The following is a 26635-nucleotide window of genomic DNA, read 5'->3' as shown; positions in this document are numbered from 1 at the left end:
CGCATAACCTTAGCGGCCGTTCATGTCGTTGGCCGCGGAGTCGATCCAGGGGAGGCCGGTCGTGGCGCGCGAGTTCACCAGTGTAGGTGTGGTGGGTCTGGGCACCATGGGTGCCGGCATCGTCGAGGTGTTCGCCCGCAACGGGGTGGACGTCGTCGCGGTGGAGATCTCCGAGGCCGCCCTGGAGCGCGGCCGGTCCACCCTGACCGGCTCCACCGACCGGGCGGTCGCCAAGGGCAAGCTCGCCGAGGCCGACCGGGACGCGCTGCTGTCCCGGGTCGACTTCCAGGTCGGGCTGGACGCCCTGCACTCGGTCGACCTGGTCATCGAGGCCGTCCCCGAGCACCTGGACCTCAAGCAGCGGATCTTCGCCGAGCTGGACCGGGTCTGCAAGCCCGAGGCCATCCTCGCCACCAACACCTCCTCGCTGAGCGTCACCGAGATCTCGGTCGCCACCACCCGGCCCAACCAGGTGATCGGCATCCACTTCTTCAACCCGGCGCCGGTGATGAAGCTGGTCGAGGTGGTCCGCACGGTGGTCACCTCCGCCGACGTGGTGGCCGACGTGGAGGCGCTCTGCAAGCGGCTGGGCAAGGTCGACGTCACCATCAGCGACCGGGCCGGCTTCATCGCCAACGCCCTGCTCTTCGGCTACCTCAACCACGCCGTGGGCATGTTCGAGTCGCACTACGCCACCCGCGAGGACATCGACGCCGCGATGAAGCTCGGCTGCGGCCTGCCGATGGGTCCGCTCGCCCTGATGGACCTGATCGGCCTCGACACCGCGTACGAGATCCTGGACACCATGTACCGGCGCGGCGGGCGGGACCGCCGGCACGCCCCGGTGCCGCTGATCAAGCAGATGGTCACCGCGGGTCTGCTCGGCCGCAAGTCCGGCCGGGGCTTCTACACCTACGAGCGGCCGGGCTCTCCGGTGGTCGTACCCGACGAGCAGACGCCCGTGGCCACGGAGTCGGCGCTCGCCGACGGCACCCGCGGCATCACGAAGGTCGGCGTGGTCGGCTCCGGCACCATGGCCACCGGCATCATCGAGGTCTTCGCCAAGGCCGGCTACGAGGTCGTCTCGGTGACCCGGGGCGCGGAGAAGTCCGCCAAGGTCTTCGAGGCGGTCAAGACCTCGCTCAACAAGGGCGTGGTACGCGGCAAGCTCAGCGAGGCCGACCGGGACGCCGCACTGGGCCGGATCAACTGGTCCGCGACGCTGGAGCACCTGGCCGACGTCGACCTGGTGGTCGAGGCCGTGATCGAGGAGCTGAGCGTCAAGAAGGCGCTCTTCGCCAGCCTCGACGAGATCTGCAAGCCGGGCGTCGTGCTCGCCACCACCACCTCCTCGCTGCCGGTGATCGACGTGGCGATGGCCACCCAGCGTCCGGCCGACGTGGTGGGCCTGCACTTCTTCAACCCGGCGCCGATCATGCCGCTGGTCGAGGTGGTACAGACCATCCGCACCTCCGCCGAGACCACCGCCACCGCCAAGGCGGTCTGCGTGGCGCTCGGCAAGACCGGCGTGGTCTGCGGCGACCGCTCCGGCTTCATCGTCAACGCGCTGCTCTTCCCGTACCTGAACGACGCGGTGAAGATGCTGGAGGCCAGCTACTCCACCGCCGACGACATCGACCACGCGATGAAGCTCGGCTGCGGCTACCCGATGGGCCCGTTCGAGCTGCTCGACGTGGTCGGCCTGGACGTCTCGCTGGCCATCCAGCGGGAGCTGTACCTGGAGCTGCGCGAGCCGGGCTTCGCGCCCGCGCCGCTGCTGGAGCACCTGGTCACCGCCGGCTACCTGGGCCGCAAGACCGGTCGTGGCTTCCGCGACCACACCCGCCGCTGACCCCGGTCAACACACCGCGTCGGTGACGGCGTCTTGAGGGTGTGACCTTCGAGGAGTACGTCAGCAGCCGCGGGCCGGCCCTCGTCCGGCTGGCCCGGCTGCTGACCGGTGACGAGCACCGCGCCGAGGACCTCACCCAGGACGTGCTGGCCCGCGCGTACCTGCACTGGCGGAAGATCGCCCGGGCCGACCGTCCCGACGTGTACGTGCGCCGGATGCTGGTCAACGCGAACACCTCCTGGTGGCGGCGCCGGTCCAGCCGGGAACTGGCCACCGCCGAGTTCGCCGAGCGGGCCGGTCGCGGCGACCTCGGCGGCGAGGCGGCCGACCGGGACGAGATGTGGCGGCTGATCCGCGCCCTGCCCGACCGGCAGCGCGCCGTGCTGGTGCTGCGCTACTACGAGGACCTCGACGACACCACCATCGCGCAGATCCTGGACTGCTCGCCGGTCACCGTCCGCACCCACGCCATGCGGGCGCTCACCCACCTCCGGGAGCGCTTCGCCGCCCCGGCGACGAACGGGAGCCGGCCGTGACCGACCTCGACGAGCGGATCACCAGCACGCTGCGGGAGCACGCCGAGGGGGCGGTCGACAGCCACCGGCTGCTGCGGGACTCGGTGGCCCGGGGCCGCCGCCGTCGACTGCGCCGCCGGGTGGTCACCGCCACCGCGCTGGCACTGGTCGGCGTACTCGGCGTGGCCACCGTCCAACTGGGCGAGGTGCCGAGCCGGTCGGCGTGGACGGCTGCCCCACCGGTGCCGCCGCCCGTCGTCGGCGTGCCGGGGGCACTCGCCGATCCGACCCTGGTCGGCACCGACCCGAACCTGCTGCACTTCGGCGTGGACCCGGCCCGGGCCCGGCTGCTGACCTGGCGTACCGGCGGGGGCGTCGAGGGCGGCCGGCTCGACCTGGGGGGTGACCGGATCGTCGCGGTCGACCTGTCCACCGACGCCGCCGCCGTGGAGCGGTCGGTGCACGAGGGGATGACCTACCCGGACACGCCGGCCACCGCGGCCGGCTTCGACGGGCGGGTGCAGCGGGTGCCGTCGACCGGGCCGGGCGGGCAGCCGGGCTGGTTGCTGCGCTGGCAGCCGGTCCCGGGCCTGTACGCCCGGGTGCACACCGTCGCCGACGACGACGGCGGCCTGCGCGAGGCGGTCGCGGCGCTGCGGCTGGACGAGGCACGCCGGTGCGCGACGCCGCTGCGGTTGACCACCCTGCCGCCGGACGCGTCGCTGGCCGGCTGCGAGGTCAGTGTGATCGGCTTCCCGGACGCGCTGGACGTGCTCCTCACCGTCGCCCGCCCCGGCGACCAGCGCCTCGACGTCTGGCTGGAGTACCACCGCGAGGTCCCGAGCGGCCGTACCGAGGGGAACCGGACGATCGGTGACCGGGCCGGCTACGTCCCGCCGCAGGGCGGGGAGTTGGAGCTGCTCGGCGTCGACAAGGCGTCGGTCACCGCCCGCTTCGGCTGGCCCAACCGGGGGTTCACCGAGGCGGACGCGGCCGTCGTGCTCGGCGGGGCGCGGCTGGCCGACGACCTCAGCAGGCCGTCGACCTGGAACTGACCGTAATCTTGACGATGTGAGCCCCCGTCGCAACCGTCCCCGCCGGGACGACGCCGCCCACCTGGACTCCGACCGGGTACGCCAGGGCGTGCCCACGGTCCAGCAGTGGCGCGACGGCGACTGGCAGGTACGCGGCATCGGCGGCGGCGCGTCCACCAAGACGTACCGCTGCCCGGGGTGCGACCAGGAGATCCGCCCCGGGGTGGCGCACCTGGTGGCCTGGCCGGCCGACGGTACGGGCGACCTCACCGACCGGCGGCACTGGCACAGCGGCTGCTGGCGGGCCCGGGACCGGCGGGGGCCCAACCTGATGCGCGGGCGGGGTGCCCCCCGGTACGGCTGAGCGATCTGGATCACGCTGTTTCCGCCCGGGCGGGCGGCGGCGGCGAGTTCGCGCCAGACTTGAGCGGTGAGCACACCGATCCGCGCGTCGTCGATCCTCCCCGGCCACCGGGAGGACATCGAGCTGCACACCGCCGACGGCCTGCGGCTGGTCGGTGAGCTGGCCCGGCCGGTCGACCGGGAGCCGGTGGGCACCCTGGTCTGCCTGCACCCGCTGCCCACCCACGGCGGGATGATGGACAGCCACGTCTTCCGCAAGGCCGCCTGGCGGCTGCCCGCCCTGGCCGACCTGGCGGTGCTGCGGTTCAACACCCGGGGCACCAGCAGCGTCCGGGGCACCAGCGAGGGTGCCTTCGACGCCGCCGTCGGCGAGCGCTTCGACGTGCACGCCGCCATCGAGTACGCCGAGTTCCACGAGTTGCCGAACATCTGGCTGGTCGGGTGGTCGTTCGGCACCGACCTGGCGCTGAAGTACGGCTGCGACCCGGCGGTGGCCGGGGCGATCCTGCTCTCCCCGCCGCTGCGCTTCTCCACGCCCGAGGACCTGGCGGTCTGGGCCGAGCGGGGCACGCCGCTCACCGCGCTGGTGCCGGAGTTCGACGACTACCTGCGTCCGGACGAGGCCAGGGAGCGCTTCGCCGTGGTGCCGCAGGCCGAGGTGGTCGGGGTGCCCGGCGCGAAGCACCTCTGGGTGGGCGACGCCGAGACGGTGCTCGACGAGATCGTCCGGCGGGTCAACCCGGCGGCGTCGCTGCCGCTGCCCACCACCTGGGACGGCCCGATGGAGACCGGCGACGTCAGCGCGTACGCCGACCGTACCGTCGCCTCCTTCGCCGACACCCCGGTGCCCGGCCCGCAGCGCGACTGAGCCCGCCGCGTCAGCGTCGTTCCTGCCGGGGCAGCACCACCTCGCGCAGGATGAGCTGCCCGGCGGCCACCGTCGGGATCGCGATCAGCGCGCCGACCACCCCCATCAGGGCCACCCCGAGCAGCGCGGCCAGCAGCGCGGCCACCTCGTTCACCTGCACCGAGCGTCGCATGATCTTCGGGTAGATGAGGTAGTTCTCCACCTGCTGGTAGAGCACGAAGAAGACCAGCGCCGCGATCCCCTCGGGCAGCCCGGTGGCGAACGCGACCAGGCTCACCACCACCGCGCCGAGGGTGGCCCCGATCTGTGGGATCAGGTCGGTCACCGCCACCACCACCGCCAGCGCGAACGGGTACGGCAGCCCGACGATCAGCGCGAAGGTGAAGGTGGTCGCGCCGGCGAGCACCGCGATGCTCAACGCCCCCACCATGTACGCGCCGACCTTGGCCAGGATCTCGTCCCCGATCAGGCTGACCCGCTGCCGGCGGGAGCGGGGGACCAGCGCGTACCCGAGGTCGCGCAACCGGTCGAAGTAGGCCAGGAAGTAGATGGTCAGCACCAGCACGGTCAGCGCCCGGAACAGGGTGCCGAAGATCAGTTGCGCGCCGCCGAGCACCCCGCCGAGGGCCCGGCCGATGGTGTCGGCGTTCGCCGCGGCCTGCACCCGCTCCATCACGTCGTACCGCTCCACCAGGTCGTTGACCGCGCGGTTGCGGCGCAGTTCCTCGACGTAGCTGGGCAGTTGGGCGAGGAACTCGCCGCTCTGGGTGATCACCGGCGGGACCAGCGCCACCAGGCCGGCGGTGATCAGCAGGAGCAGGGTGAGCACGACAGTCGCGACGGCGAGCCCGTGCGGCAGCCCCCAGGAGCGCAGCCGGCCCACCGCCGGGTTGAGCCCCACCGCGAGGAAGAGCGCGATCACCACCAGGACGAGGATGCCGCCGGCGTTGCGGACGCCCAGCCAGACCGTGTACGCCAGCAGCACGCCGAGCGCCCCGGTGAAGCCGACCAGGAAGCTGCTGCGGCGCAGCGGTCGCCCGGGCCGGCCGAAGCGGCCCGAGCCGTTCGCCACCGGGCCGGCCGCCTCGAAGTCGGTGGGGTCGACGTCCCCGGTCTCCGGTGCGGGCTCCCGCCCGGCCCGTCCACCGGAGGTCCCGTCGCCGTCGGCGCCGTGCCGGGCGGATCCGCCGGCCTCGCCCGGCGCGCCGGCCGTGCCGGCGACCTCCGGTCCGCCGGCCCCGCCCGGCTCGCCCCGGCCGGACCCGTCGGCCGGGCCGTGCTCCCGTGTCGGCTCGCCCTCGACGCCGTCGCGTGCCGGCCCGTCCTGTTCCACCGGACCTCCCCGGGTCCCGCTCCGGCCCCGGGCCGGAGGCTGCCGCCGCGGACCCCTGCCAGCGGGCCCTGCCCGGCAGGGTAGTGGCGTCCGGACCGGCCGGCCACCCGTCGTCACCCGGCGTGGTGGCCGGTTCCGCTCAGGGCGTCACTCCGTCTCGACGGTGACCGTGCTGGGCTTGGCGCTGCGCTCGTCGGTGGTCGGCTTCGTCGGCCGCTTGCCGCTCTCCCCGGTGCTGGTGATCTTCGTGGGGGTGGCCCCCCGGCCCCCGGTGCCCGGCACCGCCGCGACGGTCGGCTCGCCGTCGACCCCGGCGCTGGCGGTCCCGCCGTCGACGGTGGTCACCGGCTCCGCCTTGGGCTTGGCGCCGTTGGCCGCGGTGCTGTCCCCGCCGACCGGCTCGGCCTTCAACGCGCCGCCCGATGCCGGCTTCGCGCCGTCCGCGGTGCTGGTCACGCCGGCGTTCGCACCGTCCACGCTGGTGGCCGCGCCCGCCGTCGGCTTGCCGCCGTTCGCCGGGGTCTTCCCGTCCACGGTCGCCGTCGGGCGTCCGCCGTCCACTGCGACCAGCGGCCGGGCGCCGTCGGACGACCCGCCGTCGAGCCCGTCGGGGGCCATTCGCCGCAGCTTCAGCTCGGTGATCTGCCGCTGGATCTCGTCGGACTCCTGCCGCGCCTGCCAGGTCTCCTGCCGCAGGTCGGCGAGTTGCTGCTGGGCCTGGGCGATCTCCAGCATCACCTGGGCGAGCTGCTGGCGGCTCGCCGCCGCCTCCTGCTGCGTCGCGGCGAGGTGCTGCTGGGTGGTGGCCAGGTGCTGCTGGGTGGTGGCCGCGTACTCCTCGAACTGCCGACGGGAGGCGGCGACGTGCTCGTCGGCCTTGCGGCGCTTGTCGGCGGCCTCCTGCTCGGCCTGCTGGAGCAGCGCGGCGGCCTCCTCCTCGGCCCGACGGCGCATGGTGAGCGCGTCCGCCTCGGCGGCCCGGCGGACCTCGGCCGCGCCCCGCTCGATCTCGTCGCGCCGTGCCGTCCACTCCCGTTCCAGCTCGTCGTGCCGGGTCCGGTGCTGCTGCGCCAACTCGTCCTGCTGGGACTTGAACTGCTTCTCCAGCTCGTCGCGGCGCTTGGCGTACTCCCTCTCGGCGGTGGCGCGGCGCTGGGCCAGTTCCCGGTCGGCGGCCTCCCGCCGGCCGTTGACCTCCTTCTCCACCCCGGCTCGCCAGGCGCCGAGCTCCTGTTGCGTCTGGGCCCGGGTCTGCTGTACGTACGCCTCGGTCTCGGTCCGCATCCGCTGCACGTACGCCTCGGTCTCGGCGCGGCTGCGCTTGGCCGTCTCGGCCGCCTCGGTGGTCAGCCGGTGCGCCTCCTGTCGGGCCCGACCCCGGGTGCCCTTCGCGGCCTCCTCGGCGTCGTCGACGATCTTCTTGGCCTCCTGCAGGGCCTTGGCGTGGGTGGCCCGCCCCGCCTCGGCCGCGGACTCGGTGAGCCGCTTGGCCTCCTGCTGCGCCTTGGCGTGCACCTCCTTGGCCGCCTCGCGGAGCTGGGTGGCCTCCTGCTGCGCCCGGGCCAGGGCCTCCTTGGCCGTCTCCCGCAGCTTGGTGGCCTCCTGCTGGGCCCGGCTGTGGATCTCCTTGGCGGTGTCCCGGAGCTGGGTGGCCTCCTGTTGGGCCTTGGTCAGCGCCTCCTGCGCGGCGGCCCGCAGCCGGTTGGACTCGTCCTGGGCGGTCGCCCGCAGCCGGGCCGCGTCCTCCTTGGCGGACTTCACGGCGGCGTCCGCCTCGGCCTTGCGGGCGGCGGTGTGCCGTTCCTCCTCGGAGCGCCGCGCGGCCAGCGCGATCTCGAAGTCCTTCAGTGCCCGGGCCGCCTGCTCCCGGGCCTCGTCGATGATGTGCTCGGCGGCGGCGCGACGGGCGTCGATCTCCTCGTTCGCGGCGGCCAGGATGGCGTCGGCCTGCTCCTCGGCGAGGGCCAGGATCTGTTCGACCCGGGGCCCGAGGTGCTTGAAGGAGGCCCGGTCCACCACGGCGGCCTGTTTGCGCACCTGGGCCAGGTCGCGCTGGAGGTGCTCGACCTGACCGGCCAGCTTGTGGATCTGGGTGTACGCCTGCTCCCGCTCGGCCGTCAGGGTGGCGATCTCGTGCTCCGCACGAGCGACGTACCGGTCGACCTGTCGTTTCTCGTACCCCCGCAGGGCGGACTCGAAGCTGGGCTCCGTGGTCACGTCCCCGCCGAGAGCGAACAGTTCCTCGCCGTGCGACATGCCCCCATCCTCACACGCATCCGGCCCTCCTGGGGCGATACGGACGCCCCTGTTGGGACCTACTTCACTGGTTCCGGCACGCCGGTCCCGGAGGGGGGACGCAACGCATACGGCGCGGGGTAGCACCGGTCACCCGGTGTCACCCCGCGCCGTATCACTCATGCCCCGACGTGCGGTGGGTCAGCCGGCGGTCGCCTTCTGCTCGGCGTCGGCCTTGGCCGGCTCCGGCTTGGCCGGCGCGGCGGCCTGCTGCTGGGCCGGCACGCCCGGCACGATGCCGGCCAGGCCGGAGAGCATCTGCCCGAGCTGGGAGGTGACGGCGTCCTTCTGGCGGGTGAGGTCCTCGACCTCGCGGCGGGCGGCCTGGGTGGTCAGCTCGGCCTCGGTGCGCGCCTCGGTGAGCAGCCGCTTCGCCTCGGCCTTGGCCTCGCTCAGCGTCTTCTCGGCCAGCGCCTTGGCCTTCTCGACCGTCTCGGCGGCGGTGCGCTCGGACTCGACCCGGCGGGCCTCGGCCCGCTGCTCGATCTCCTTGGCCCGCTCCTGCGCGGCGTGGGCGCGCTGCTCGGCCTCGCCGACCAGCTTCTGGGTCTGCGCGACCTGGGCGGCGTGCCGCTCCGACTCCTCGCGCTCGGCCTTCTCGCGCCGCTCGGCGAGCTGGAGCTCCAGGGCCTGGAGGTCCTTGTCCCGCTTGTCGCGGGCGTCGGTGAGCAGCTTGGTCGCCTCGGCCCGCTTCTCCTCGGCCTCGCGGGCGGCCTTGGCCCGCTGCTGGGTGATCTCCCGCTCGGCGGTGGCCCGCAGGGTGGCGACCTCGCGCTCGACGGTGGACTTCAGCTCGGCCACCTCGTGCGCGGTGACCGTACGCAGCTGCTTGGTCTCCCGCTCCGCGTCGGCGCGCAGCGTGTCGGCCTCGCGGCGGGCCTGCACCCGTACCTCGGCGGCCTCGCGCTCGGCGGCGGTGCGGACGTTGCCCGCCTCCCGCTCGGCGGTGGCCTTCATGGCGGCGGCCTCGGCGCGCGCCTTGTCGGTGATCTCCCGCGCCTCGAGGCGCGCCGCGGAGAGGATCCCCTCGGACTCCCGCTTGGCCTCGTTGCGGTGGTCGTTGGCCTGCTCCTCGGCCAGCCGGAGGATCTGCTCGACCCGGGTGCCCAGGCCGGAGAGGGTGGGCCGGCTGTTCTCCTCGAGCTGCTTGTTGGTGTCGGTGAGCTTCTGCTCGAGCGCGCTCTGGCGCTGCTCGGCCTGGCGGAGGCGACGCTGGGCGTCGTTCATCCGCTGCTCGGCCTCGGCCCGGGCCTGCTCCGACTGGGTCAGCGCCGCGGTCATCCGGCCGATGAAGTCATCGACCTGGTGGGTGTTGTAGCCGCGCAGACCGACGGTGAAATCCGGCTGCGAGTTCGCGTTATCGAAGAACGCCAGAGGGGAGGACTGCTGCTGGGGCATTGGGACATACTCGCAGACTCCCCGGGGTCGTTCGCAAGAGCGGTCCCGAGCTTTCGTGTCCTCATTACATGGTCCGCCGGCCCGTGCCTCCGGACCCGCCCGAATGACGATCTTGGCAGCTCCCGGGCGGGCCGGACGTCACGCGCGGTGAGCGGGAAAAGGGCCGCGGGCGGTGCCCGCGGCCCTTTGTCCGGCCTCACTCGAATGGGTGTCCGGGTCACGGTGGAAAGGCAATGCCCTCCTCACCGCAATGGGCGACCCGGCGTCACCCGGACGGCTCAGCGGCCGCGGAACCGGTTGATCGCGCTCTCGTGCCGGGCCCGCATCTGCGGGTCCCGGACGCCGAGGCCGTCGGTGGGGGCGAGGCAGCGCACGCCGACCTTGCCCTGGTGCGCGTTGCGGTGCACCTCGTACGCCGCCTGGCCGGTCTGCTCCAGCGGGTAGGTCCTGGACACCGTCGGGTGGATCTGCCCGAGCGCGACGAGCCGGTTGGCCTCCCACGCCTCGCGGTAGTTGGCGAAGTGGCTGCCGACGATCCGCTTGAGGTGCATCCACAGGTACCGGTTGTCGTACTGGTGCTGGTATCCGCTGGTGGAGGCGCAGGTGACGATGGTGCCGCCCTTCTTGGCCACGTAGACGCTGGCGCCGAAGGTCTCCCGGCCGGGGTGCTCGAAGACGATGTCCGGGTCCTCGCCGCCGGTCAGCTCCCGGATCCGCTCGCCGAAGCGGCGCCACTCGTCCTGGTCCTGGGTCTGCTCGTCCTTCCAGAACCGGAAGCCCTCGGCGGAGCGGTCGATGACCAGCTCGGCCCCCATGGACCGGCACAGCTCGGCCTTCTCCGGGCTGGAGACCACGCAGACCGGGATCGCGCCGCCGTTGAGCGCCATCTGGGTGGCGTAGCCGCCCAGGCCGCCGGAGGCGCCCCAGATCAGCACCACGTCGCCCTGCTTCATGTTCGCCCCGTGGTGGGAGACGAGCTGCCGGTACGCCGTCGAGTTGACCAGGCCCGGGCTCGCCGCCTCCTCCCAGCTCAGGTGGCGCGGCTTGGGCATCAGCTGGTTGGCCTTGACCACGCACAGCTCGGCGAGGCCGCCGAAGTTGGTCTCGAAGCCCCAGATCCGCTGCTGCGGGTCGAGCATGGTGTCGTCGTGGCCGGCCGCGTCCTCCAGCTCGACCGAGAGGCAGTGGGCGACGACCTCGTCGCCGGCCTTCCACTTGGTCACGCCGGGGCCGGTGCGCAGCACCACGCCGGCGGCGTCCGAGCCGACCACGTGGTACGGCAGGTCGTGCCGGCGGGTCAGCTCGGAGAGCCGGCCGTAGCGCTGGAGGAACTTGAAGGTCGGCAGCGGCTCGAAGATGCTGGTCCAGACCGTGTTGTAGTTGATCGCGCTGGCCATCACGGCGACCAGGGCCTCGCCCGGGCCGAGTTCCGGGGTGGGCACCTCCTGCAGGTGCAGGGCCTTGCGCGGGTCCTTGTCCCGGGTGGCCAACCCCTCGAACATCCGGGTCTCGTCGGCGCGGACGACCATGCCCCGGTAGCTCTCCGGCACGGGCAGGCCGGCGAGGCCGGCCAGTTCGCGCTCCGGCTTGTCCGAGCCCTCCGCTGCCATGATCGCTTCGAGGATGTCCTGCACGGTGACCTCCCGTTCGTCCGCACCCGCACGCCGGGCACGGGCTGTTGCCATCGTCGGCGCCGGTGCGACCGACCGCCATGTCGGCAATCGACACATCCGGCACCGGTCGCGCTCCTGTGCCGCCGGACGTTACTGAACGGTAGCTAGGGCCGGAAGTCCTGTGTGAAAAAGTGCATTGCGCCGTGCGTGGAGCTGTCCATGGGAACGCCGATTCGCGCAATGCTGCTCGTGTTCCCATCTTCTGGGATCCGGTGTGGTCGACGGTCGGTCGCACGGGTCGGGGCGGCGCGCGGACGCCCCGACCCGCGCGGGTGGGCAGGTCAGTGGCCCCCGGCGGCCGGCTCGACCAGCTCGACCAGGACGCCGCCGGCGTCCTTCGGGTGCACGAAGTTGATCCGGGAGTCGGCGGTGCCGCGCTTCGGGGTCTCGTAGAGCAGCCGTACGCCCCGCTCGCGCAGCGCCGCGCAGGCCGCGTCGATGTCGGCCACCGTGTACGCCACCTGCTGCACGCCCGGGCCGTTGCGGTCCAGGAACTTCGCGATGGTCGACTCCGGGCTCAGCGGGGCGAGCAGCTGCACGCAGCCGCCCTCGGCGGTCGGGCCGACGGCCAGCATCGCCTCGCGTACGCCCTGCTCGGTGTTGGTCTCGGTGTGCACGCAGCGCATGCCGAAGGTGCGCTGGTAGAAGTCGATCGCGGCGTCGAGGTCGGCGACCGCGACCCCGACGTGGTCGATGCGGCGCAGGCCGATGTCTGTGACATAGTCGGCAGCGGTCTCGACGGGGGAGTTCTCAGCCATGGCGCTAGTCTGACCGAACAATCGTTAAGGCGTACAGGTCGGCACCCCCTCGGAGGCAGGCAATGGCTTCGGTGATCGTCAGCGGCGCGCGGACCCCGATGGGGCGCCTGCTGGGCAACCTCAAGGACCTTCCGGCGACGAAGCTCGGCGGCGTCGCGATCAAGGCGGCGCTGGAGCGGGCCGGCGTCGCTCCGGACCAGGTGCAGTACGTGATCATGGGCCAGGTGCTCCAGGCGGGCGCGGGGCAGATCCCGGCCCGGCAGGCCGCCGTCGAGGCCGGCATCCCGATGTCCACCCCGGCGCTGACCATCAACAAGGTCTGCCTCTCCGGGCTGGACGCGATCGCCCTGGCCGACCAGCTCATCCGGGCCGGCGAGTTCGACATCGTGGTGGCCGGCGGCATGGAGTCGATGACCAACGCCCCGCACCTGCTGCTCGGGCAGCGCTCCGGCTACAAGTACGGCGACGTCACGATCAAGGACCACATGGCGCTCGACGGGCTCACCGACGCCTGGGACTGCTGCTCGATGGGCGAGTCCACCGAGCGGCACGGCGCGAAGCACGGCATCACCCGCGAGGAGCAGGACGCCTTCGCCGCGGCCAGCCACCAGCGGGCCGCCGCCGCGCAGAAGAACGGCCACTTCGCCGACGAGATCGCCCCGGTGGTCATCCCGCAGCGCAAGGGCGACCCGCTGGTGATCAGCGAGGACGAGGGCATCCGGCCGGACACCACCGCCGAGTCGCTGGGCAAGCTCCGTCCGGCGTTCGCCAAGGACGGCACCATCACCGCCGGCAGCTCCTCGCCGATCTCCGACGGCGCCGCCGCGGTGGTCGTGATGAGCAAGGCCAAGGCCAAGGAGCTGGGGCTGACCTGGCTGGCCGAGATCGGCGCGCACGGCAACGTGGCCGGCCCGGACAACTCCCTGCACTCGCAGCCGTCGAACGCGATCAACCACGCCCTGAAGAAGGGTGGGCTGAGCATCGAGGACATCGACCTCGTCGAGATCAACGAGGCGTTCGCGGCGGTCGGCATCCAGTCCACCCGCGACCTGGGCATCAGCCCGGACAAGGTCAACGTCAACGGCGGCGCGATCGCGCTGGGCCACCCGATCGGCATGTCCGGCGCGCGGCTGGTGCTCACCCTCGCGCTGGAGCTCAAGCGCCGGGGCGGCGGCACCGGCGCGGCGGCGTTGTGCGGCGGCGGTGGGCAGGGCGACGCGCTGATCATCCACGTCCCGAACGGCGCCGAGACCAACCAGTGAGCGGAACGATCGAGAACGCCCCGGCGGCGGCCACCTTTCCGGTGCGCCGCAGCCGGGACGTGCCCATGCTCGTCGAGCGGGCCCGCGCGGGCGACCCCCGCGCGGTGGCCCGCCTGATCACCCTGGTCGAGTCCGGTGACGAGGTGCTGCCGCAGGTCGCGGCGGCCCTCGCGCCGTACGCCGGCCAGGCGCAGGTGGTCGGGCTGACCGGTTCCCCGGGCGTGGGCAAGTCGACCACCACCAACGAGCTGGTCCGGGCGCTGCGGGCGCGCGGGCACCGGGTGGGCGTGCTGGCCATCGACCCGTCCAGCCCGTTCACCGGCGGGGCGATCCTCGGCGACCGGGTCCGGATGCAGGACCACGCCACCGACCCGGGCGTCTACATCCGGTCGATGTCCAGCCGGGGCCACCTGGGCGGCCTCTCCGCGGCCACGCCCCAGGCGGTGCGGGTGCTGGAGGGGGCCGGCTGCGACGTGGTGCTGGTGGAGACCGTCGGCGTCGGGCAGGCCGAGGTCGAGGTGGCCTCCCTGGCGGACACCACGCTGGTGCTGCTCGCCCCGGGCATGGGCGACGCGATCCAGGCGGTCAAGGCCGGCATCCTGGAGATCGCCGACGTCTTCGTGGTCAACAAGGCCGACCGGGACGGCGCGGACGCCACCGTCCGCGACATCCAGGGCATGATCGCCCTCGGCGAGCGCGGGCCGGGCGAGTGGCGCCCGCAGGTGGTCCGCGCGATCGCGGCGCGTGGCGAGGGGATCGACGACATCGCCGCCGCGATCGACAAGCACCGCGGCTGGCTGGAGCAGCACGGCGAGCTGCGCCGCCGCCGGGAGGCGCGGGCCGCCGCCGAGATCGAGGCGATCGCGCTCGGCGTGCTCCGCGCCCGGATCGGTTCGCTGCGCGACGGTACGGAGCTGCCGACGCTGGCCGCCAAGGTGGCCGAGGGCGCGATCGACCCGTACGCGGCGGCGGATGAGCTGCTCGCGCAACTGGGGGCCTGAGCCCGCCGTCCACCTAGTACGCTCGCACCGCCTCACGGCTCTTCGTGGGGCGGTGCGACGTTGTGGGGAGAGCATGGCTGACGAGGCGACCCAGGAACTGTCGGTGACCCCGGCCGCGATGGCGGGCGGGACGACGCACGTCTCCGACGAGGTGGTGGAGAAGATCGCGGTGGCCGCCGCGAAGTCCGTGCCCGGGGTGGCCGAGCTCGGCGGCGACGTGGCCCGGTTCTTCAACGCGGTGCTCGACAGGGTCGGCCTGGACCAGGTCGGTGACGCCCGGCGGGGCTGCTCGGCGCACGTCAGCAACGGCGCGGCGGTGGTCAACCTGGTGCTGGTGATCGCGGCCGGCCACCCGGTGCCGCAGGTGACCGACGCGGTGCGGGTCGCGGTGACGGCGGCCGTCGAGGCGTACGGGCTGCGGGCCGACGAGATCAACATCCGGGTGGACGACGTGGCCATGGAGGCGCCCCCGGCCTGATCAGGTTACCGGCGGGTACGAACTTCCTTAGCGATCGTTCAGGACTCCGTTCTACACTCGGTCTGCAGTCGAGGACTCGAGGAGGAGCTCCGCGGATGAACGCCGACGAGATCGCCGCCGGACGGGCACGCTGGCAGGCCCGCTACGACGCCGCGCGCAAGCGGGACGCGGACTTCACCACCCTGTCCGGGATGACCGTGGACCCGGTCTACGGCCCGCCGGAGGGCGTGGCGTACCCGGGCTTCGACCGGATCGGCTGGCCGGGCGAGTACCCGTACACCCGGGGCCTGCACCCGACCGGCTACCGCGGGCGGACCTGGACGATCCGGCAGTTCGCCGGGTTCGGCAACGCCCAGCAGACCAACGAGCGCTACAAGATGATCCTGGGCGCCGGGGGCGGCGGCCTCTCCGTCGCCTTCGACATGCCCACGCTGATGGGGCGGGACTCCGACGACCCGCAGTCGCTCGGCGAGGTCGGGCACTGCGGTGTCGCGGTGGACAGCGCCGCCGACATGGAGGTGCTCTTCGACGGCATCGACCTGGGCGGCGTCACCACCTCGATGACCATCTCCGGCCCGGCCGTGCCGGTCTTCTGCATGTACCTGGTCGCCGCCGAGCGGCAGGGCGTCGACGTGTCCACCCTGGACGGCACGCTGCAGACCGACATCTTCAAGGAGTACATCGCGCAGAAGGAGTGGCTCTTCGACCCGGAGCCGCACCTGCGCCTGATCGGCGACCTGATGGAGTACTGCGCCCGGGAGATCCCCCGGTACAAGCCGCTCTCCGTCTCCGGCTACCACATCCGCGAGGCCGGCTCGACCGCCGCGCAGGAACTGGCGTACACGCTGGCCGACGGGTTCGGCTACGTCGAGCTGGGGCTGTCGCGCGGGCTGGACGTCAACGTCTTCGCCCCGGGCCTGAGTTTCTTCTTCGACTCGCACGTGGACTTCTTCGAGGAGATCGCCAAGTTCCGCGCCGCCCGCCGGATCTGGGCCCGCTGGCTGCGCGACGTCTACGGCGCCACCAGCGAGAAGGCGCTCTGGCTGCGGTTCCACACGCAGACCGCCGGGGTGTCGCTGACCGCCCAGCAGCCGGTCAACAACGTGGTGCGCACCGCCGTCGAGGCGCTGGCCGCGGTGCTCGGCGGGACCAACTCGCTGCACACCAACGCCCTGGACGAGACCCTCGCCCTGCCCACCGACGAGTCCGCCGAGATCGCCCTGCGTACCCAGCAGGTGCTGATGGAGGAGACCGGGGTGACGAACGTGGCCGACCCGCTGGGCGGCTCCTGGTACGTCGAGGCGCTCACCGACAAGATCGAGGCCGAGGCGGAGGAGATCTTCGCCCGGATCCGGCAGCTCGGCGGCGAGGGCCCGCACCAGATCGGCCCGATGACCTCCGGCATCCTGCGCGGCATCGAGGACGGCTGGTTCACCGGCCACATCGCCGAGTCGGCCTTCGTCTACCAGCAGGCGCTGGAGAAGGGCGACAAGAAGATCGTCGGGGTCAACTGCCACACCGGCACGGTCGCCAAGGACCTCGAGATCCTGCGCATCTCGCACGAGGTGGAACTGGAGCAGCGCCGGGTGCTGGCCGAGCGCAAGGCCGCCCGGGACGAGGCGGCGGTCGAGGCGGCGGTGGCCCGGATGGTCGAGGTCGGCCGCACCGACGGCAACATGATCCCGGCGATGCTCGACGCCGTCCGGGCCGAGGCCACCCTCGGCGAGATCTGCGACGCCCTGCGGGCCGAGTGGGGCGTCTACCGCGAGCCCGCCCGCTTCTGACCACCACCGCCGCCCCCGCGGTCGCGCCGTCGTCGCCGGGTGGGATGTCGCATCAGCGACTTTTCCCCGACGCCTGTCGTCCGGGCGCGGGGGTGGTCCGGCTCCGCCGTGGTCACGGGCGGTGCGGAGGGCTCATGAGCAGGGGTGAGAGTGGCAACTGTCGGCGTCGCGGTTGATCTGAGTTTCGCGGGGTCCGTGCGAGACTAGGTAACCATGAGCGACCCACGGATGACTTCGTCGATCTTCACCCGCGGCGCGGTCGACCTCAGCGCACTGCGCAGCACACCGCCGGCCAACCCCCGTCCCACCACACCGGCCCAGGCCGGTCCGCCCACCGGCCTGCCGGGCGGCCCCGCAGGCGGCGCGGTGACCGTGGTCGACGTGACCGAGGCGACCTTCCAGTCCGAGGTCCTGGAGCGCTCGCTCAGCACACCCGTGGTCGTCGACTTCTGGGCCGAGTGGTGCGAGCCCTGCAAGCAGCTCTCCCCGGTGCTGGAGCGGCTGGCCGCCGAGGGTGGCGGGGCGTGGGTGCTCGCCAAGGTCGACGTGGACGCCAACCCGCGCATCGCCCAGATGTTCCGGGTGCAGGGCATCCCGATGGTCTACGCGGTCGTCGGCGGCCAGCCCGTCGACGCGTTCTCCGGCGTGGTGCCGGAGGCCCAGCTCCGCCAGTGGCTCCAGGCCGTCCTCAAGGCCGGCGGCGTCGCCGTCGCCGAGCCGGAGGACCCCCGCCTCGACGAGGCCGACGACGCCCTGATGAGCGGTGACCTGGAGGCCGCCGAGCGGGCGTACCGCAAGATCCTGGCCGAGTCCCCGGCGGACGCGGCGGCCGAGGCCGGCCTGGCCCAGGTCGGGCTGGCCCGCCGGGTCGCCGGCGCGGACCCGCAGGCCGCGCTCGCCGCCGCCGCGCAGGCCCCCGACGACGTCGAGGCCCAGCTCCTCGCCGCCGACGTCGAGGTGCTCAGCGGCATGGCCGAGCAGGCGTACGCCCGCCTGGTCGGCCTGGTCCGGCGCACCGCCGGCGAGGACCGGGAGAAGGTGCGCCAGCACCTGGTCTCGCTCTTCACCGTCGCCGGCCCGGACGACCCCGCCGTCGCCTCGGCCCGCCGAGCCCTGGCCAGCGCACTGTTCTGAGTTCGTCGCACGCCAGCGCGGGCCGGCGCACCGCCGGCCCGCCCGACCACCGAGGACGGGAGCCCATGATGCGCCGGATCGCCGTCCTCGACGCGCCGACGAACCTCGGACTGCGCCCGCCCACGTCCACCTCCGTCCCCGGCTGCGCCAAGGCGCCCGGCGCGCTGCGCGACCACGGGCTGCTCGCCCGGCTGCGCGCCCGCGACGCCGGCTGCCTCACCCCGCCCCGGTACGACCCGGGCGACTGGCGTCCCGGTGACGGGGTCTGCCACGCCCGGGAGATCTCCGGGTACTCGGTGGCGCTCGCCGACCGGATCGGCGCGATCATCGACCGGGGCGAGTTCCCGCTGGTGCTCGGGGGCGACTGCTCGGTGCTGCTCGGCTCGGCGTTGGCCATGCACCGGCTCGGCGAGGCGGTCGGCGGGCGGATCGGGCTGGTCTTCGTCGACGGCCACTCCGACTTCCGGCACCCCGGCAACGCCTCCTACGTCGGCGCGGCGGCCGGGGAGGACCTGGCCCTGGTCACCGGGCGCGGGCAGGCCGACCTGGCGGCCATCGAGGGGCGGCGTCCCTACTTCCGCGACATCGACGTGGTGGTGCTCGGCATCCGGGCCCAGGACGAGTACCGCCTCGACCTGCAGGCCGCCGGGATCACCACCCGTCCGGTGCCGGCGCTGCGCGCCGAGGGGGCGGCCCGGTCCGCCCAGTGGGCGCACGAGCAGCTGGCCGACTGCGCCGGCTACTGGGTGCACATCGACGTGGACGTGCTGGACCCGGCGGTGATGCCGGCGGTCGACGCGCCGGACCCGGGCGGGATCGCCTTCGCCGAGCTGGAGATCCTCCTCGCCGGCCTGGTCGACACCCCGCACTGCCTCGGCGTCGAGCTGACCGTCTTCGACCCCGACTACGACCCGGACGGCTCGTACGCCGCCGAGATCGTCAACACCGTGGTCGCCGGGCTGGCCCCGGTCTCGGCGCCGGAGGCGGTGCCGCCCCGGCTGCTGCCGCCGCCGTCGGCGGTGCCCCGGGTACGGACCGCGCGGCGGCCGGACGTCGTCGCCGGCCCCGACTCGGCGGCGGACGGTCACCCCGCCGGCCCGCCCGCCGGCTCCGGTTCCCGGTCGGCCGCGCCGGGCGCTTCCCTCTCGGCCGCTCGGGGCGCGCTGTCGGACGGCCTCGGCGCGGTGGCGGACGGTGCTGTGAGGGCGGCCGACGTCGACCCCGCGCCGGGCTATCCGGTGCCCGAAGCGGCGGGGAGCCCGGACGCCCGCCCGGTGCCGAGGCCGGCCGCGCCACCGGAGATGGTCCCGGTGGTCGTGGAGCCGGTCGGGCCGCCCGCCTCGGCCGGGCCCGGCCTGCTGCGCCGGGTGCCGCCCCCGGAGGCCGGCGACGAACCCACCGAGCCACCCGCCGGCATCGCCTGAGCCAAGCTCCCTCCCTCTCCCCCCGGCCACCACCGCCCGCGTCCTGGCGACTGATCCACACCGGTTGCGGCGTGTTGCGGTATCCCGGGCCGAGGGACACCGCGACACGCCGCAAACCGGGGACGGGCCGGGGACGGGACGGGACGGTCAGTTCAGGGCGCGGAGGAAGCGGTCGGCGATCGGGACCGCGCTCGACGTGCTCGACCCGCCCTGCTCGACGAAGACCGCGAACGCCACGTCCCCCTGCCAGCCGACGAACCAGGCGTGGGTGTGCGCGGGGTTGTCGTCGTACTCGGCGGTGCCGGTCTTGCCGTGCACCGGGCCGCCGGCGACGTCGGCGAGCGCCTTCGCCGTGCCGGCCGTGACCACCTCGCGCATCATCGCCCGCAGCGGCTCGACCGACTCGGCCTTGAGCTGCGGGCCGGGCTCGGCCGTCTTGGCCGGCGCCGGGTCGAGCAGCAGCTTCGGCTGGGTGAAGCGACCCCGGGCCACGGCGGCGGTGGCGCCGGCCATGGCGAGCGGGCTGACCACGGTGGTGCCCTGGCCGATCGCCGCGGCGGCCTGCTCGGTCGGGCCGCCGTTGGCGGAGACCTTGCCGGTGAACGCGTCGATCCCGAGCTCCCACTGCCCCTCCAGGCCGAGGGTACGGCCGGTGACGGCGAGCCCGTCCGGCCCCAGCTGCGGCGCCAGCGTGACGAAGGCGGTGTTGCAGGACTTCGCGAAGTCCGTCCGGAACGGCACCCTGCCCAGCACGAAGTCGTCGGAGTTCTTGAACGAGCGACCGTCGACCTCACGGGTCTTCGGGCAGTCCACGACGGTGTCGGCGGTGACCGCGCCCCGGTCCAGCAGGCCGAGCGCGCTGACCATCTTGAAGGTGGAGCCGGGCGGCACCTGGGCGGTGAAGGCGAGGTTCTCGCCGGCCGCGCCGGGGCCGTTGGCGGCGGCGAGCACCGCGCCGTCGCTGATCCGCACCGCCACCAGGGCGGAGCGGCGCTTCTCGCCGCGCAGCGCGCCGTCGGCCGCGTTCTGGGTGGCGACGTCGAGGGTGGTCTTCAACGGCTGCCCCGGCTGCGGCTCCTGCCGGTGCACCTCCGGGCCGGGGGTCGGCTTGCCGTCCGGACCGGGCCGCTGGATCAGCACGGCCACCCCGGGGACGCCGCGCAGCCGGTCGTCGTAGCGGCCCTGGAGGCCGCCGTGACCCACCTGGTCGCCCCGGGCGACCGCGTCCGGGCGGGCGGCGAGGTCGTCGGCCGTCGCCTCGTCGACCGAGCCGAGCAGGGCCCGGGCGAACTCCCGGGTCGGCGCGAGGTCGCGCTGCTCGGTGGGGAACAGGGTGCCGGGCAAGTCGTGGATGCGGGGCTTGATCTGCCGGTACGCCTCCTCCCGCAGGGTGACCACCTCGACGAACGCGTCCGGGTCGGCCTCCTTCATGCGGCGGGGCAGGTCGGAGACGTCCACCGGGGGAGTGATCGCCGGCCGGATCGCCTTGAACGCGGCGTCGAGCCGGCGGGCCAGGGCGGCCGGGTCGGGGACCTGGGAGGGCTGCACGCCCACCCGGACCACCGGCCGGGGCGCGACGATCGGCTGCCCGGCGGCGTCCAGCACCGCCGCGCGGGTGGGCCGCTCCCGGCGTACGGTCAGCCGGTCACCCTTCTCCAGCTGTTCCTGGACGAGCGTCGGCTCCCAGATCAGCTGCCACTGGTCGTCGCGGCCCTGCCGCAGCCGCACCGGCCGGTCGTACGCCCAGGTGGTGTCCCCGGGCAGCTTCCACTCCACCCGGATCTTCGCGGTGGCGATGTCCTTGGTGATCTCGGGCTCGCCGGTGCGGCGCAGGGTGGGCGGGGTGGCGGCCAACTCGCCGGAGAGTTCCTTGATCTCCTTCGTGACGTCGGCGGCGGGCAGCCGCGCCCCGGTCGGGTCGATGAAGCCGACCGCGTTCAGGTCCCCCGAGCGCCAGCCGTCGAGGAAGGCGTCCACGGTCCGCTCCGGCCCGTCCCCGTCGGAACACCCGACGAGCACGCCGGCCAGCAGCGCGGTGACGGCCAGCGCCGAGAGTGTCGGACGGGGACGCGTGCGCAAACGGCGGTACGGGTACGACAGGGTCATGAAGCCTTACTCCTCCGCGGTCACGGTGCCGCTTCGCACGCTAGTACGGTCCGGCCCGCCGCACCGACCCGCGCGGCCGCACGCTGCGTGAACAGGCTCCCGCGGCAGTGTGATGAACATCGCGAGTCGGGGTACTCCGCGACCGGCCGACCACGCGTCTGCAACGGGTGAAAGGACAGAGTCCCGAACCGGACGTCCGGCCGGTGGTCCGCCGACGAACGGACAGAGCGGCAGGGCCTAGGCTGGGCGGCAGAGTGACCCACAACGCGGTGGGTCGAGGGGAGTGGCACCGATGGACCGGCGTCCGGCGATCAAACCGGGACCCGACCTCCGGCAGGCTGACACCGGCCGGGACGACAGCTTCGATTCGGCGACCGACGGGGACGGCTTCGGCCGACTCGACACAGGAGTGACCGGGATGACCGGTTCGAGTATCGACACCCTCTACGAGCTGGGACTGCCCATGGAGGCGCTCGGCGACGAGGCGGAGGACACCGAACTCGACGAGCCGGTGCCCAACGCGGAACGCCTGGTGGCGCAGGCGGTGGCGCTGGCCGGCGACGACCACGACGCGGCGACACTGGTGGGCCGGTTCTGGCGCTTCGCGCCGGACGAGGAGCTGATCGGGTTCACCGCGGAGGAGATGCTCGACGCGGCCCGCGCGCACCGGGACCTCGCCCAGCAACGGGTGCCGGGCGAGTTGAAGTTGCGGATCCACGAGCCCGACGCCGAGCAGCACCACACGGTCATCGAGATCGTCACGGACGACATGCCGTTCCTGGTCGATTCGGTGACCGCGTTGCTGAACTCCCACCACCTGGACGTGCACCTGCTGGTGCACCCGCTGGTCGTGGTGCGACGGGAGCCGCTCGGCCGGCTGACCGAGGTCTCCGCCGACGTGGAGCCGGACGACGCGATCGCCGGCGACCTGGTCGAGAGCTGGATGCGGATCGAGATCGACCCGGTGCGCGACCCGGACGAGCGGGAGAAGCTGCGTCGCGAGTTGCAGCGGGTGCTCACCGATGTGCGTGAGGCCGTGGAGGACTGGCCGAAGATGCGCCAGCGGGCGCTGGCGCTCGCCGACGAGCTGGCCGCCGCCCGGACCTCCGACAACCGCCCGCCGGTGCCGGAGAAGGACATCACCGACTCGGTGGAGCTGCTGCGCTGGCTGGCCCACGACCACTTCACCTTCCTCGGCTACCGGGAGTACCGGCTGGTCGACGGCGACGGGCGGGGCCCGGGGCTGGAGGCGGTGCTCGGCACCGGCCTGGGCATCCTGCGGTCGGACTCGCCGGAGGCCCGGTCGCTGTCGTCGATGACCCCCGAGGCGCACGAGAAGGTGATGGAGAAGCGGCTGCTGATCATCACCAAGGCGAACTCGCGGGCCACCGTGCACCGCTCGGCGTACCTCGACTACATCGGTTTCAAGATCTTCGACGAGGCCGGCCAGGTGGTCGGCGAGCGGCGCTTCCTGGGTCTGTTCTCCACCGCCGCGTACCGGACCAGTGTGCAGGAGCTGCCGGTGGTCCGGCGCAAGGTCGCCGAGGTGCTGGACCGCTCCGGCCTGAGCCTGCGCAGCCACTCCGGCAAGGACCTGCTGCAGATCCTGGAGACCTACCCGCGCGACGAGCTGTTCCAGATCAAGACCGACGACCTGTACCACGCGGTGACCGGGGTGCTGCGCATGGCGGGTCGCCGCCAGCTGCGGGTGTTCCTGCGCCGGGACGCGTACGGGCGGTTCATCTCCTGCCTGATCTACCTGCCCCGGGACCGGTTCACCACCCAGAACCGGCTGCGCATGCAGGACATCCTGCTGCGGGAGCTGAACGGTGTCGGGGTGGACTACACCACCCGGGTCACCGAGTCGATGCTGGCCCGGGTGCACTTCATCGTCCGGACCGACCCGACCAACCCGCCCGGGGACATCGACGCCGACCTGCTCGCCGAGGAGCTGGCCGACGCGACCCGGCTCTGGGACGACGACTACCGGCTGGTGCTGGAGCGCAAGCTCGGCGACGAGCAGGCCAAGCACCTGTTCGCCCGGTACGCCGACGCCTTCCCGGAGGGCTACAAGGACGGGCACACGCCGTACGAGGCGATGAAGGACCTGGCCAAGCTGGAGCTGCTGGAGGAGCCCGGCCAGCTGGAGATGCACCTGTTCCGCAAGCAGCTCGCCCCACGGGCGGGCGGCGACGGCGCCGTCGACGACACGATGGACGTCCGGTTCAAGGTCTACCGGTACGGCGAGCCGATGATGCTCTCCGCCGTGCTGCCGGTGCTGCACTCGCTGGGCGTGCGGGTGGTCGACGAGCACCCGTACGAGGTGGACCGGATCGACGGCCGGGTCTTCCTGTACGACTTCGGCCTCCAGCTGCCCGAGGGGCACCAGGAGCTGGCCGAGGTGCGCCCGCACGTGGAGAACGCCTTCGCCGCCGCCTGGCGGGGCGAGGCCGAGGTGGACGGCTTCAACGAGCTGGTGCTGCGCGGCGGCCTCACCTGGCGGCAGGTGGTGGTGCTGCGGGCGTACGCGAAGTACCTGCGGCAGGCCGGCGCGGTGTACTCCCAGGAGTACATGGAGCACACCTTCATCGCGTACCCGCGGATCGCGGCGCTGCTGGTGGAGCTCTTCGAGAGCCGGTTCGCCCCGGGCGGGCTGACCGCGCAGGAGCGCCGGCAGCGCAGCGGCGAGCTGGTCACCGCGATCGGCGAGGCGCTGGACGACGTGGCCAGCCTCGACCAGGACCGGATCCTGCGGTCGTACCTGACGCTGATCCAGGCCACCCTGCGGACCAGCTTCTACCAGAAGCGCGCCGGTGGGCGGCCGAAGTCGTACGTGGCGTTCAAGCTGGACCCGCAGGCCATTCCGGACCTGCCGGCCCCGCGACCGAAGTTCGAGATCTTCGTCTACTCGCCCCGGTTCGAGGGCGTGCACCTGCGGTTCGGGCCGGTGGCCCGGGGCGGGTTGCGCTGGTCCGACCGGCGGGAGGACTTCCGTACCGAGGTGCTCGGCCTGGTCAAGGCGCAGATGGTGAAGAACGCCGTGATCGTGCCGGTGGGCGCCAAGGGCGGCTTCGTGCTCAAGCAGAAGCCGGGCGACCGGGACGAGGCGGTGGCCTGCTACAAGGAGTTCATCTCCGCGCTGCTCGACGTCACGGACAACATCGTCAGCGGTGAGATCGTGCCGCCGGAGGACGTGGTCCGGCACGACGGCGACGACCCGTACATGGTGGTCGCGGCGGACAAGGGGACGGCCACCTTCTCCGACATCGCCAACGAGATCTCCACCGCGCACCAGTTCTGGCTGGGCGACGCGTTCGCCTCCGGCGGCTCGGCCGGCTACGACCACAAGAAGATGGGCATCACCGCCCGGGGCGCCTGGGAGTCGGTCAAGCGGCACTTCCGGGAGATGGGGCACGACACCCAGACCCAGGACTTCACCGTGGTCGGCGTCGGCGACATGTCCGGCGACGTGTTCGGCAACGGGATGCTGCTGTCGAAGCACATCCGGCTGGTGGCCGCCTTCGACCACCGGCACATCTTCCTCGATCCGGACCCGGACGCGGCCACCTCGTGGGACGAGCGCAAGCGCCTGTTCGATCTGCCCCGGTCGTCCTGGGAGGACTACGACCGGAGCCTGATCAGCGAAGGTGGCGGCATCTACCCGCGGACCGCCAAGTCGGTGCCGGTCTCGCCGCAGGTCCGCGCGGTGCTCGGCCTCGACGACGAGGTCACGCAACTCAGCCCGCAGGAGCTGATGAAGGCGATCCTGACCGCGCCGGTCGACCTGTTCTGGAACGGCGGCATCGGCACGTACGTGAAGGCCAGCAGCCAGACCAACGCGGAGGTGGGCGACAAGTCCAACGACGCGATCCGGGTGGACGGCAAGAGCCTGCGGTGCCGGGTGGTCGGCGAGGGCGGCAACCTGGGCTGCACCCAGCTCGGCCGGATCGAGTACGCCCTGACCGGCGGCCGGATCTACACCGACTTCATCGACAACGCGGCCGGGGTGGACTGCTCCGACCACGAGGTGAACATCAAGATCCTGCTCAACACCGCGGTCGCCGACGGGGCGCTGGACGTCGCCCAGCGCGACGAGCTGCTCGCCCAGATGACCGACGAGGTCGCCGAGCTGGTGCTGCGGGACAACTACGACCAGGCGCGGGCGATCAACAACGCCCAGGCCCAGGCGGCCAGCCTGCTCCCGGTGCACCGCCGGATGATCAACGAGTTGGAGCGGGCGGGCCAGATCGACCGGGCCCTGGAGGCGCTGCCGCCGGACGAGGAACTGGCGGTGCGCAGCGAGTCCGGGCTGACCGCGCCGGAGTTCGCGGTGCTGCTCGCGTACGTCAAGATCGTCCTGGAGCGGGAGATCCTGGCGGAGGGGCTCGCGGACGAGGAGTGGACGACCGAGGTCCTGGTCAACTACTTCCCGACGCCGATGCGCCAGCGCTTCGCCGACCGGATGGCCCAGCACCGGCTGCGCCGCGACATCGTGACCACGGTGCTGGTCAACGAGGCGATCAACCGGGGCGGCATCTCGTTCGTCTTCCGGGTGGTCGAGGAGACCGCCGCCTCGGCGGCGGACGTGATCCGGGCGTACGTGGTGGTGCGGGAGGTCTTCGGCCTGCGCGAGCTGTGGGACGCGGTCGAGGCGCTGGACAACAAGGTCTCGCCCGAGTTGCAGACCACCGTCTACCTGGACACCCGGCGGCTGCTCGACCGGGCCGTGCGCTGGCTGGTCACCAACCGGCGCTCGCCGATCGACGTGCCGGCGGAGATCGCCCGGCTGCGCGCCGGGGTGGCCCGGCTCCTGCCCGACCTGGAGACCCGTTTCCACGGCAGCGAGCGCGAGTCGCTGGCCGCGCACATCGACACCATGACCGAGCGCGGGCTGCCGCGTGGGCTGGCCGAGCAGGCCACCCGGCTGATGTACAGCTTCGGTCTGCTGGACGTGGTGGAGACGGCGGCGGCGAGCGGGCGCGACGTCGACGAGGTGGCCTCGGTCTACTTCGTTCTGTCCGACCTGTTCCGGGTGGACTCCCTGCTGTCGAAGATCTCCCTGCTGCCGCGGGAGGACCGCTGGCAGACGCTGGCCCGGATGGCGCTGCGCTACGACCTGTACGCCGCGCTCGCCGCGCTCACCGCCGAGGTGCTCGACTCCACCGCGGACAGCCTCTCCGCGCAGGAGCGGGTGCAGGAGTGGGAGCAGTCGAACGCCACCTCCATCCACCGGGCCCGCCGGGCGATGGGGGAGTTCGACGAGTCGCGGGCCGACCTGGCCGCCCTGTCGGTGCTGCTGCGCCAGATCCGCACGCTGGTGCGGACCTCCGCCGCGGCCTGACGCGTCCGACGCGCCT

The 26635-nt window shown here is 73.0% G+C and carries 18 protein-coding genes; 12 read left to right on the top strand and 6 right to left on the bottom strand.

What is annotated here, in order from left to right:
- Positions 1-61 precede the first annotated feature (61 nt).
- From GA0070614_RS10480 to GA0070614_RS10460, 5 genes are all read left to right on the top strand, one after another.
- Positions 62-1852, top strand: a complete 1791-nt coding sequence (locus GA0070614_RS10480) for a 3-hydroxyacyl-CoA dehydrogenase family protein (protein ID WP_088979356.1) — start codon at positions 62-64, stop codon at positions 1850-1852.
- A gap of 41 nt (positions 1853-1893) precedes the next feature.
- Positions 1894-2388: a SigE family RNA polymerase sigma factor gene (locus tag GA0070614_RS10475; RefSeq protein ID WP_088975778.1), complete on the top strand. Its 495-nt coding sequence runs from the start codon at positions 1894-1896 to the stop codon at positions 2386-2388.
- Entirely contained in the window at positions 2385-3422 is a 1038-nt protein-coding gene (locus GA0070614_RS10470; RefSeq protein WP_088975777.1) for a hypothetical protein, read from the top strand. Before GA0070614_RS10475 ends, GA0070614_RS10470 begins: the two co-directional genes overlap by 4 nt.
- A gap of 16 nt (positions 3423-3438) precedes the next feature.
- Positions 3439-3765: a hypothetical protein gene (locus GA0070614_RS10465; RefSeq protein WP_088975776.1), complete on the top strand. Its 327-nt coding sequence runs from the start codon at positions 3439-3441 to the stop codon at positions 3763-3765.
- A 66-nt stretch (positions 3766-3831) separates the two neighbouring features.
- A complete protein-coding gene (locus tag GA0070614_RS10460) occupies positions 3832-4632 on the top strand; it encodes an alpha/beta hydrolase (RefSeq protein WP_088975775.1) in 801 nt (266 codons plus the stop codon).
- A 10-nt stretch (positions 4633-4642) separates the two neighbouring features.
- On the opposite strand, the gene GA0070614_RS10455 is transcribed toward GA0070614_RS10460, so the two are convergent.
- The 5 genes from GA0070614_RS10455 to mce form a co-directional block, all read right to left on the bottom strand.
- A complete protein-coding gene (locus tag GA0070614_RS10455) occupies positions 4643-5704 on the bottom strand; it encodes an AI-2E family transporter (RefSeq protein WP_088979355.1) in 1062 nt (353 codons plus the stop codon).
- Positions 5705-6112: 408 nt separating this feature from the next.
- Positions 6113-8221 carry a coiled-coil domain-containing protein gene (locus GA0070614_RS10450; protein WP_088975774.1) on the bottom strand — a complete coding sequence of 703 codons (2109 nt, stop codon included), beginning with the start codon at positions 8219-8221 and terminating at the stop codon, positions 6113-6115.
- 180 nt (positions 8222-8401) lie between these two features.
- Positions 8402-9658, bottom strand: a complete 1257-nt coding sequence (locus GA0070614_RS10445) for a coiled-coil domain-containing protein (protein WP_088975773.1) — start codon at positions 9656-9658, stop codon at positions 8402-8404.
- A gap of 278 nt (positions 9659-9936) precedes the next feature.
- Positions 9937-11292, bottom strand: coding sequence for a crotonyl-CoA carboxylase/reductase (gene ccrA / locus GA0070614_RS10440; RefSeq protein ID WP_088975772.1), 1356 nt, complete (start codon positions 11290-11292; stop codon positions 9937-9939).
- A 320-nt stretch (positions 11293-11612) separates the two neighbouring features.
- Positions 11613-12089, bottom strand: a complete 477-nt coding sequence (mce, locus tag GA0070614_RS10435) for a methylmalonyl-CoA epimerase (RefSeq protein ID WP_088975771.1) — start codon at positions 12087-12089, stop codon at positions 11613-11615.
- Positions 12090-12151: 62 nt separating this feature from the next.
- Here mce and GA0070614_RS10430 point away from each other — a divergent pair, with 62 nt between their 5' ends.
- The 6 genes from GA0070614_RS10430 to GA0070614_RS10405 all read left to right on the top strand — a co-directional run bounded on the left by GA0070614_RS10430 (position 12152) and on the right by GA0070614_RS10405 (position 19172).
- The gene (locus GA0070614_RS10430; protein WP_088975770.1) at positions 12152-13351 is read left to right on the top strand and encodes an acetyl-CoA C-acetyltransferase; all 1200 of its coding nucleotides are present in this window, start codon (positions 12152-12154) and stop codon (positions 13349-13351) included.
- 65 nt (positions 13352-13416) lie between these two features.
- Positions 13417-14352, top strand: a complete 936-nt coding sequence (gene meaB, locus GA0070614_RS10425; RefSeq protein WP_231933676.1) for a methylmalonyl Co-A mutase-associated GTPase MeaB — start codon at positions 13417-13419, stop codon at positions 14350-14352.
- A 73-nt stretch (positions 14353-14425) separates the two neighbouring features.
- The gene (locus GA0070614_RS10420; protein WP_088975769.1) at positions 14426-14830 is read left to right on the top strand and encodes an Asp23/Gls24 family envelope stress response protein; all 405 of its coding nucleotides are present in this window, start codon (positions 14426-14428) and stop codon (positions 14828-14830) included.
- 95 nt (positions 14831-14925) lie between these two features.
- Entirely contained in the window at positions 14926-16614 is a 1689-nt protein-coding gene (locus tag GA0070614_RS10415) for an acyl-CoA mutase large subunit family protein (RefSeq protein ID WP_088975768.1), read from the top strand.
- Positions 16615-16827: 213 nt separating this feature from the next.
- Positions 16828-17748, top strand: a complete 921-nt coding sequence (locus tag GA0070614_RS10410; protein ID WP_088975767.1) for a tetratricopeptide repeat protein — start codon at positions 16828-16830, stop codon at positions 17746-17748.
- A gap of 65 nt (positions 17749-17813) precedes the next feature.
- Complete coding sequence (locus tag GA0070614_RS10405) at positions 17814-19172, top strand: arginase family protein (RefSeq protein WP_408630745.1); 1359 nt, start codon at positions 17814-17816, stop codon at positions 19170-19172.
- A 147-nt stretch (positions 19173-19319) separates the two neighbouring features.
- On the opposite strand, the gene GA0070614_RS10400 is transcribed toward GA0070614_RS10405, so the two are convergent.
- Positions 19320-21278: a penicillin-binding transpeptidase domain-containing protein gene (locus GA0070614_RS10400; protein WP_088975766.1), complete on the bottom strand. Its 1959-nt coding sequence runs from the start codon at positions 21276-21278 to the stop codon at positions 19320-19322.
- Between the two features lie 292 nt (positions 21279-21570).
- Between GA0070614_RS10400 and GA0070614_RS10395 the strand changes: the two genes are divergently transcribed.
- A complete protein-coding gene (locus GA0070614_RS10395; protein WP_088975765.1) occupies positions 21571-26619 on the top strand; it encodes an NAD-glutamate dehydrogenase in 5049 nt (1682 codons plus the stop codon).
- Positions 26620-26635: the final 16 nt, after the last annotated feature.

Source organism: Micromonospora coxensis, assembly GCF_900090295.1.
Classification (GTDB): domain Bacteria; phylum Actinomycetota; class Actinomycetes; order Mycobacteriales; family Micromonosporaceae; genus Micromonospora; species Micromonospora coxensis.
This window is presented reverse-complemented; position numbering and strand designations above follow the sequence as displayed.

Bases quoted from the DNA above. Each gene is read 5' to 3' on its own strand.
- GA0070614_RS10450 (WP_088975774.1), bottom strand. From the start codon at position 8,221: ATGTCGCACGGCGAGGAACTGTTCGCTCTCGGCGGGGACGTGACCACG.
- GA0070614_RS10445 (WP_088975773.1), bottom strand. From the start codon at position 9,658: ATGCCCCAGCAGCAGTCCTCCCCTCTGGCGTTCTTCGATAACGCGAAC.
- mce (WP_088975771.1), bottom strand. From the start codon at position 12,089: ATGGCTGAGAACTCCCCCGTCGAGACCGCTGCCGACTATGTCACAGAC.
- GA0070614_RS10430 (WP_088975770.1), top strand. From the start codon at position 12,152: ATGGCTTCGGTGATCGTCAGCGGCGCGCGGACCCCGATGGGGCGCCTG.
- meaB (WP_231933676.1), top strand. From the start codon at position 13,417: ATGCTCGTCGAGCGGGCCCGCGCGGGCGACCCCCGCGCGGTGGCCCGC.
- GA0070614_RS10420 (WP_088975769.1), top strand. From the start codon at position 14,426: ATGGCTGACGAGGCGACCCAGGAACTGTCGGTGACCCCGGCCGCGATG.
- GA0070614_RS10415 (WP_088975768.1), top strand. From the start codon at position 14,926: ATGAACGCCGACGAGATCGCCGCCGGACGGGCACGCTGGCAGGCCCGC.
- GA0070614_RS10410 (WP_088975767.1), top strand. From the start codon at position 16,828: ATGAGCGACCCACGGATGACTTCGTCGATCTTCACCCGCGGCGCGGTC.
- GA0070614_RS10405 (WP_408630745.1), top strand. From the start codon at position 17,814: ATGATGCGCCGGATCGCCGTCCTCGACGCGCCGACGAACCTCGGACTG.
- GA0070614_RS10400 (WP_088975766.1), bottom strand. From the start codon at position 21,278: ATGACCCTGTCGTACCCGTACCGCCGTTTGCGCACGCGTCCCCGTCCG.
- GA0070614_RS10395 (WP_088975765.1), top strand. From the start codon at position 21,571: ATGGACCGGCGTCCGGCGATCAAACCGGGACCCGACCTCCGGCAGGCT.